The following is a 6,891-nucleotide window of genomic DNA, read 5'->3' on the forward strand; positions in this document are numbered from 1 at the left end:
CCCCCCCCCCCGCCCCCCCCCCCCCCCCCCCCCCCCCCCCCCCCCCGCGCTGGGCATGTCCCAACCCGCCGTGTCCACGCAGCTGGCCAGGCTGCGCGGCATCGCCGGCGATCCGCTGTTCGTGCGCAACGCGCAAGGCATGCAGCCCACGCCGCTGGCGCGCGAATGGGCCACGCCCGTGGCCGGCGCACTGGCCGCGCTGGAGCAGGCGTTGAATCCGCCCTCGGGCTTCGATCCCGCCGCGTCCCGGCGAAGCTTCATCGTGTACATGACCGACGTGGGCCAGACGCTGATCCTGAACCGCCTGGTCTCCCGCATCGCCGCCGCAGCGCCTGGAGTGCGCCTGCGGATGGTGACGGCCTGGGAAGGCGCGCTGGCCGAGCGCCTGGACGATGGTGCGCTGGACTTGGCGGTGGGCTGGATCCCGCAGCTCAAGGCGCGCAAGACCAGCACACTGCTGTTCAAGGACCGCTATGTCGGCGTGCGCGAAGCACCGCCGCGCGGCCGGCCGGCGGCCGGCCCGGCTCGCTATGCGGTGGCCGACGTGCCGCGCTCGGCTCACCAGATCGTCGCCGAGCGCTTCCGGCTGCGGGCGCTGGAGCCGGTCGTGACCTCGTCCAATTTCTTCATGCTGTCCGAGCTGCTGGCAGGCACCTCGCTGACCGCCGTGGTGCCCGGCCATTTGGCGCGGCTGTGGGCCAGCCGGCGCGATGGACTGCGCATCGAGGAACTGCCCTTCCAGCTGCCCGGCATGTCCATCCGCATGCATTGGTCGGCCGGCAACTGGCGCGACGAAGGCATAGACTGGCTGCGCGGACAGGTCGTGGCCAGCGTGCGCGACTGCGGCGCGTTGCTGGAGCCGCCACGCGAGACGCGCCGCCGCGCGGGGACCGCGAAAACATGAAGCGAATCCACCTCATTTTCGGCCTGGCCGGCGTCCTCTTCGCCGCCTGCGCCCATGCCCAGCCGGCCGCCCGCGAGCTGGCCCGCGACGACGGCTCGCGCATCCGCTACTACCTGGAGCCGCGCGATCCCGCGCACAGGTCGGACCGGCTGCTGCTGGTCATCCAGGGCTCTGACTGCAACAGCGTGACCCGGGTCCGGATCATCAAGAGCGATCTGGTCCGCGCCTGGCCGCAAGCCGACCTGCTGACCGTGGAAAAGTACGGCATCGACGATACCCTGCCCTACGACGGGGATCCCGAGCGTCCCGATTGTCCCGCCGCCTATCTGGAGCGCGACAACTTGCAGCAGCGCGCCAGCGACCTGGACGCCGTGCTGACGGAGCTGCGGCGCACCCTGGGCTACCGTCAGGTCGTGGCGCTGGGCGGCAGCGAAGGCGCGGTGGTCGCGAACCTGCTGGCGTCGCGCTCGCGCAATGTGGACGCCACCATCGCCTTCAATGGCGGCGGACAATGGTTCCTGAACGACATGCTGCACAGCCTCGCCAGCGAGCCCGTGCCCGCGGCGCAGCGCCGCGCCGCCGAACAGGGACTGCGCAGCTTCGCGCGACATGTGCTTGCCTCGCCGCCGCAGGCGATGAACATGAGCAGCCATGGCCACAGCTGGTGGCGCAGCGTGCTGGAACTGGACCAGCTCGCGACGCTGCGACAGGTCGCCGGGCCCGTGCTCATCCTGCAGGGCGGCGCCGATGCCTCCGTGTCGCCGCAGGAAACGCTGTCCATGGTGGCGCGCCTGCGGCTGGCGGGCAGCCGAAACATCGACTACCGCGCGTATCCCGGCCTGGATCACGCCATGACCGGTCCCGACGGCATCAGCCGCATGCCCGAGGTGGTCGACGACATGGCCGCCTGGCTGCGCCGGACGCTCGCGCCCTGAGCCGCGCTCGCCCGCGCCTATACTTCAGCCATGAAAATTCAGCTGCTCTCCGACCTGCATCTCGAGTCCGATCCGGATTTCCAGGCCCGCCCCGCCCCCGGCGCGGACCTGCTGGTGCTCGCGGGCGACATCGGCTCGTACCAGGACCGCTCGCGCCTGATGGAAACGGACTTCGGCCTGGGGCGCTTCTCTCCCGCCCGGGGCTGGCCCGCGCCGGTGGTCTACGTGCCCGGCAACCACGAGTACGACAACCTGGACTTCGACGAGACGCACGATCGCCTGCGCGAGCTGTGCCACGCACTGGACATCCACTGGCTGGAACGCGAAACGCGGGTGATGCAGGGCGTGCGGCTGGTCGGCACCACGCTGTGGACCGACTTCGACGCGCTGGCGCAACCAGACGAAGAACTGGGCTCGGTGCTGAAGAAGCGCGCCAAGGCGTTCCGCGCCGCCGACTTCTACCTGGCCAAGGCCGGCATGCGCCGGCATGGCGAACCCTTCATGGCGGAACAGATGCGCGAACAGGGCATCGCCTGCCAGCAATGGCTGGACGAAGCGCTGCGCCAGCCCTTCGACGGCGTCACCGTCGTCATCACGCACTTCGCCCCCACGCTGGCCAGCGCCGATCCGCGCTACGGCGTCACGCCCGGCACCGCCGGCTTCTGCAATGCGCTGGACGCGCTGCTGCCGCGCGCCGACTACTGGCTGCACGGCCACCTGCATTGCGCGCTGGACTATGTAAAGGACGGCTGCCGCGTGATCGCCAATCCGCTGGGATACGAAAAGAAGGGCGAGCGCGAGAACTTCGCGCCGGCGCGGACCTGGGATGTGAGGACGGGGGAAGTGGTGGACGGCTGATGTTCCGGGCGGGCGCCTATCGCGCCAGAGGATCGACCTGCGCCGGGCGGAATTCGTCGATGTCGAACGGTTCGAGCGTCGCGGGAACGTCCAGCGGTTTTTCAAGCTGGTGTGGCGCGTAGAACAGCCGATGGTTGCCGACCTCCTTGATCAGCACCTCGTCCTCGAATTGCCATACCTGGTTGGTCTGGGTGTCTTTGAAGGTTTGCATCAGCGATACTCCAACCAGTATTCGATCTTTGCATTGACCGCACTGGCGAAATAGGTTGTTCCCGGCGGAATGATGGCATTCACCGCGATGCCGTTCTCCGGAGCCTGGGCCTGAAATACGGCAACTGGAATGCTCGCCATCAAGATATTGATGTAGCCGCCGGCGGCTGTTGAGCCACCGTACAGATAGACCGATATCGGCTTGCGCGTCGAGTTCACGTAAGTAATTCCCGGCAGTCGCTGCCCGGCCAGATTGACCAGTGTCTGATCGACCCCAAATGCCTTGGCCTTGGTCTGCGGATCCGCGCTGTACCAGCGTGTCCAGACGCCCTCGTACTTCATTCGATATTGGAACCCCGGCGTGATTTCTTCCGAGTTGTAATACGGGATCGCAATCTGCGTCAGCGTATCCCGATCGCTGAACCAGTGATGCCGGACGTAGTAGTACTGCCCGGCCGGAGGCCCGTTCTGCGAACTGCCGCCACTGCGTATCAAGCGCATGACGAGTCCGTCATTGCGGGCATGCTTGGGCAGTTCGTTCCAGTTGGCGTCGTCCCACACGGTAGCCGTCGTGACATGCGGAATCTGCGCATCGGCCAGCGTCGCCAGGCGGCCTTCCAGCGTGGCCACGCCCGACTGTATGCCCGCGTAGGAAAGCGGAATCTTCGTTTGCGCCTTTTTATCGGCCTCATCGGCGGCGGCCTGGGCCACGGCGGCGGCTTGCGCGGCCGCGACAGCCTTGCCGTCCGCGACCACGGCGGCCGCATTGGCGGCCAGCGCCTTCCTGTCGGCCTCGCTGGCCGCCGCCAGACCGGAAGCGGCGGACTGCGCCGCCGTTGCCGCCGCCGCATTGGCGGCGACCGCCTTCCTGTTGGCTTCGTCGGCCGCGGCCTGGGCCGCGACGGCCTTGCCGTCGGCCGCCGCCGCAGCGGCCAGGCCAGCGACTGCCGACTGCGCCGCTGCCACCGCCTTTCCGTCCGCCGTCGCGGCGGCCGCGCCAGCGCCTACGGCCTTGTCGTGCGCCGCATCGGCCCGCTGTTGCGCGCCTACGGCTGCCGCTTCGACCTTGTCGACCGCGGTCTCGACCTGGGTGAAGTTCTCGTTCACCTTGACCATGCCGTCGCGCAGCGGATCGCCTGTGCGGTCATTGGCCTGCTGGCCCACATTGATGGGTTGGAGTCTTTGCATGATGATTTGATTTGAAAAGGTTGCATGGGAGATGAGGTAGCAGGCTGCCGCAAGGGCAGCGCGCGCTCGCTACCCCGCGATCCTGCCCTTGAGCTTCCACACCTTGACGCGAAAGCGCGCGTTGACCTGGTTCTGCGACCAGGCGCCGACCCAAGAACCACCCGCAATGGCCGGATCCGTGGCGGTGCCGTTCTTGCCTGCCCGCACGATGATCTTGTCGGTCACCAGGCTGTGCGCGGCCTTGATGCCCCACCCGGAGTAGGGATCATTGGGGGCCCCCGTGCGGTCCGTCGAGCAGAACCAGCCGGGTTCGAACCACTGTCCGCTCAACTCGTGCTCGACCACGACCTGGACCGGAGATCCAGGGAACGGGTTATCTATCGTCTGTGCGGTGTTCTGATAGATGATCCCGGGAGTCGTCGCCGAACCGCCGGGGTAGAGCAGTTTGAAGTCGATGTCGGTCTGAAGCGCCGCCTCAAGAACGGCGAGCCTGCTGGCCAGTTGCGCGGCGTCGACGCTGCCGGGGCGCGACACGGCGCCGAAAGCCTTGATGACGAAGCAACCGGAAATGAAGCTCGGATGCGCTTCCGCCCCCCCTTCGACGGACGTATATCGGAGAAACACAGGCGTACTCGTCGAGGGAGCACCCAGGAAGGAGCCGGAGCCATCCGTTTCCACATACAGATACTGGGGAGATTGAAACGTGTGACCATGAGCCTTGTTCTGGCTGGCCTTGATCGCGCCATTCGCCACGGACAACGTGCCATCACCCCGGAGAAAGGCCGCGCCAATCGCGCCTGCGGACTTGCCGTTGTAGTCCGGCACACGAATGCTGGTAGTCCCATCGCCAAGCGTGTAAGCCCCCCGCTTGAGCGGATCCGCCAGCCACTCGGCCTCGGACACGACCGGAACAACGCCATCCGCGACGGCCGCCGCCAGATCCGGAAACGTCGCCCGCGACACGAGCTGTCCATCGCCGGGAATCCAGCCCGCCCAGATCCCTCCCCGCTTCGGTGCCCAGGCCACGAAGCCCGTGGGAATCGATTCGATCAGCGGCAGCTGCGCCGCCGGCACCTTGCCGTCGGCGGCCAGCGCCGCGACGCCATTGGGCTGGCCCTTCTGCGCCAGCGGAATGGCATCCTCCACCGCCGGCAGGTTGGCCGCCGGCACCTTGCCCTGCGCATCCAGCGGCGCCACGCCGTCGGGTGCGCCACGCTGGATCACCGGCAGGTAGTCCAACTTCGGCAGGTGGGCGACCGGCACCTTGCCGGCGGCGTCCAACGGCGTCACGCCGTCCGCCGCGCCCTTTTGCGACATGGGTATCGAATCGGGCAGGTGGCCGGCCGGCACCTTGCCTGCCGCATCCAGCGGCGCCACGCCACCGGCCGCGCCCTTTTGCGACATCGGCACAGAATCGGGCAGGTTGCCGGCGGGCACCTTGCCGTCCGCATCCAGCGGCGCCACGCCGCCGGGCCGGTTCTTCTGCACGGCGGGCAGCGCCGCGGCGGCGATATCGCGCGCGGAGCCCGCGAGCGCGCTGGTCTGCGCCACGGCGGTCTCCACGGCGTCCATGGCCGTCGTCACCTTGGCGAAGTTCTCGTTCACCTTGGCCATGCCGTCGCGCAGCGGATCGCCGCTGCGGTCATTGGCCTGCTGGCCCACGTTGATGGGTATGAGTCGTTGCATAGGGATCCGTATTCAGGAAAGGAATCGCTGGGATGGGGTTCGGAAACGAAAAAAGCCCGCTGCATGGGCAGGCGGGCTTTCGGTGAGGATGGATGCGCGGGACGCGACTTCCCCTCGACGGATCGACTATAGGCGCGCTCCCGCGCCCATACAAGGCTTGTGCGACACGCCAGAGCAAGTGCGCCGCCAGCCCGACCGCCATGCGGCGCCGAGTCCCCGCGTGCTATGTTTGAACGCCCGCCCCAACAGGAAGGAACTCCATTGCGCACCCTGCTCCGCCATGCCCGCCTGTCCCGTTTCCTGCGCAGCGCCAGCCTGGCCGCCGCGCCATTGATGCTCGCCGCCACGGCCCAGGCCGCCGCCGTGTTCGACGCGGGCGGCCTGCGCATCGACGCCGCGCAGCAGAGCCAGCGCGACGTGAACACCGGCCAGAGCCAGACATTCCGCATCACCTCCGCCTCGTTCCAGGGCGAAGCGCTGTGCGGCCCCGGCGGGACGCTCGGACGCTACCTGCATCCCGATGACGCCAGGCTCGCCAAGCGCCCCTATTACTGCCTGAGCCCCGTCCTGCCCGTCGGCCCGGACAGCGTGCTGATGTTCTTCCGCGATTCGAACGAGACCTTTCTCGCCGGCCTGACGGCGCGTGGAGGCCGCCTGCGCGTCGAGCGCCTGCGGCTGTCCGAGGACGAGGCGCGCGACACGGTCGAGACCCGCAAGCTGCTGGATGCGCGCATGCCGGGCTGGAGCCGGGTGCAGACCGACTGGACCGAGACCGCGCTGGTCCGGCACGATTCCCTGCAGGTCGTGCGCCTGGGCGCGGGCATGCTGCTCGACATCGACGGCGACACCGCCTTCCTGATGACGCCGCCCGGCGAGACCGTCGTGCGCCAGGAACCGAACCGGCTGGTGACGGGGCCGGGCGGCGCGAGCTATGTGGAACAGGGCAAGGTGATCACCCGCAAGACGCCGCTGACGTTCCGCGCCGTGCGCTGGCGCGACGGCGCGGAGCTGGCCAGGCTGGAGATCAAGGATGCCTGCCTCCAGGCGCCGAAGCTGGACCTGGGCGGGCGGCCGGCCCCCGGCCCGCACGCGCCCGCGGCCCAAGCCGCC

At 68.6% G+C, this 6,891-nt stretch carries 7 protein-coding genes; 4 read left to right on the forward strand and 3 right to left on the reverse strand.

Annotated elements, in window-relative coordinates:
* From ACEU5R_RS31515 to ACEU5R_RS31525, 3 genes are all read left to right on the forward strand, one after another.
* A partial coding sequence (locus ACEU5R_RS31515; RefSeq protein ID WP_392413808.1) for a LysR family transcriptional regulator occupies positions 1–904 on the forward strand: 904 nt, incomplete at its 5' end.
* On the forward strand, positions 901–1,839 hold the full coding sequence (locus ACEU5R_RS31520) for an alpha/beta hydrolase family protein (protein ID WP_392413810.1): 939 nt from the start codon (positions 901–903) through the stop codon (positions 1,837–1,839). The genes ACEU5R_RS31515 and ACEU5R_RS31520, both read left to right, overlap by 4 nt.
* 30 nt (positions 1,840–1,869) lie before the next feature.
* Positions 1,870–2,697, forward strand: coding sequence for a metallophosphoesterase (locus tag ACEU5R_RS31525; RefSeq protein WP_392413812.1), 828 nt, complete (start codon positions 1,870–1,872; stop codon positions 2,695–2,697).
* 16 nt (positions 2,698–2,713) lie between these two features.
* On the opposite strand, the gene ACEU5R_RS31530 is transcribed toward ACEU5R_RS31525, so the two are convergent.
* The 3 genes from ACEU5R_RS31530 to ACEU5R_RS31540 form a co-directional block, all read right to left on the reverse strand.
* A complete protein-coding gene (locus ACEU5R_RS31530) occupies positions 2,714–2,908 on the reverse strand; it encodes a hypothetical protein (RefSeq protein ID WP_103276055.1) in 195 nt (64 codons plus the stop codon).
* Complete coding sequence (locus ACEU5R_RS31535; RefSeq protein ID WP_392413814.1) at positions 2,908–4,095, reverse strand: hypothetical protein; 1,188 nt, start codon at positions 4,093–4,095, stop codon at positions 2,908–2,910. The genes ACEU5R_RS31530 and ACEU5R_RS31535 overlap by 1 nt, the downstream gene beginning before the upstream one ends.
* Before the next feature lie 69 nt (positions 4,096–4,164).
* Complete coding sequence (locus ACEU5R_RS31540) at positions 4,165–5,757, reverse strand: phage tail protein (RefSeq protein WP_392413816.1); 1,593 nt, start codon at positions 5,755–5,757, stop codon at positions 4,165–4,167.
* Positions 5,758–6,042: 285 nt separating this feature from the next.
* On the opposite strand from ACEU5R_RS31540, the gene ACEU5R_RS31545 reads away from it, so the two are divergent.
* Positions 6,043–6,891, forward strand: an 849-nt coding sequence (locus ACEU5R_RS31545) for a hypothetical protein (protein ID WP_392413818.1), incomplete at its 3' end; no start/stop codon positions are given.

This window comes from Achromobacter sp. 413638, assembly GCF_043119405.1.
Classification (GTDB): domain Bacteria; phylum Pseudomonadota; class Gammaproteobacteria; order Burkholderiales; family Burkholderiaceae_B; genus Achromobacter.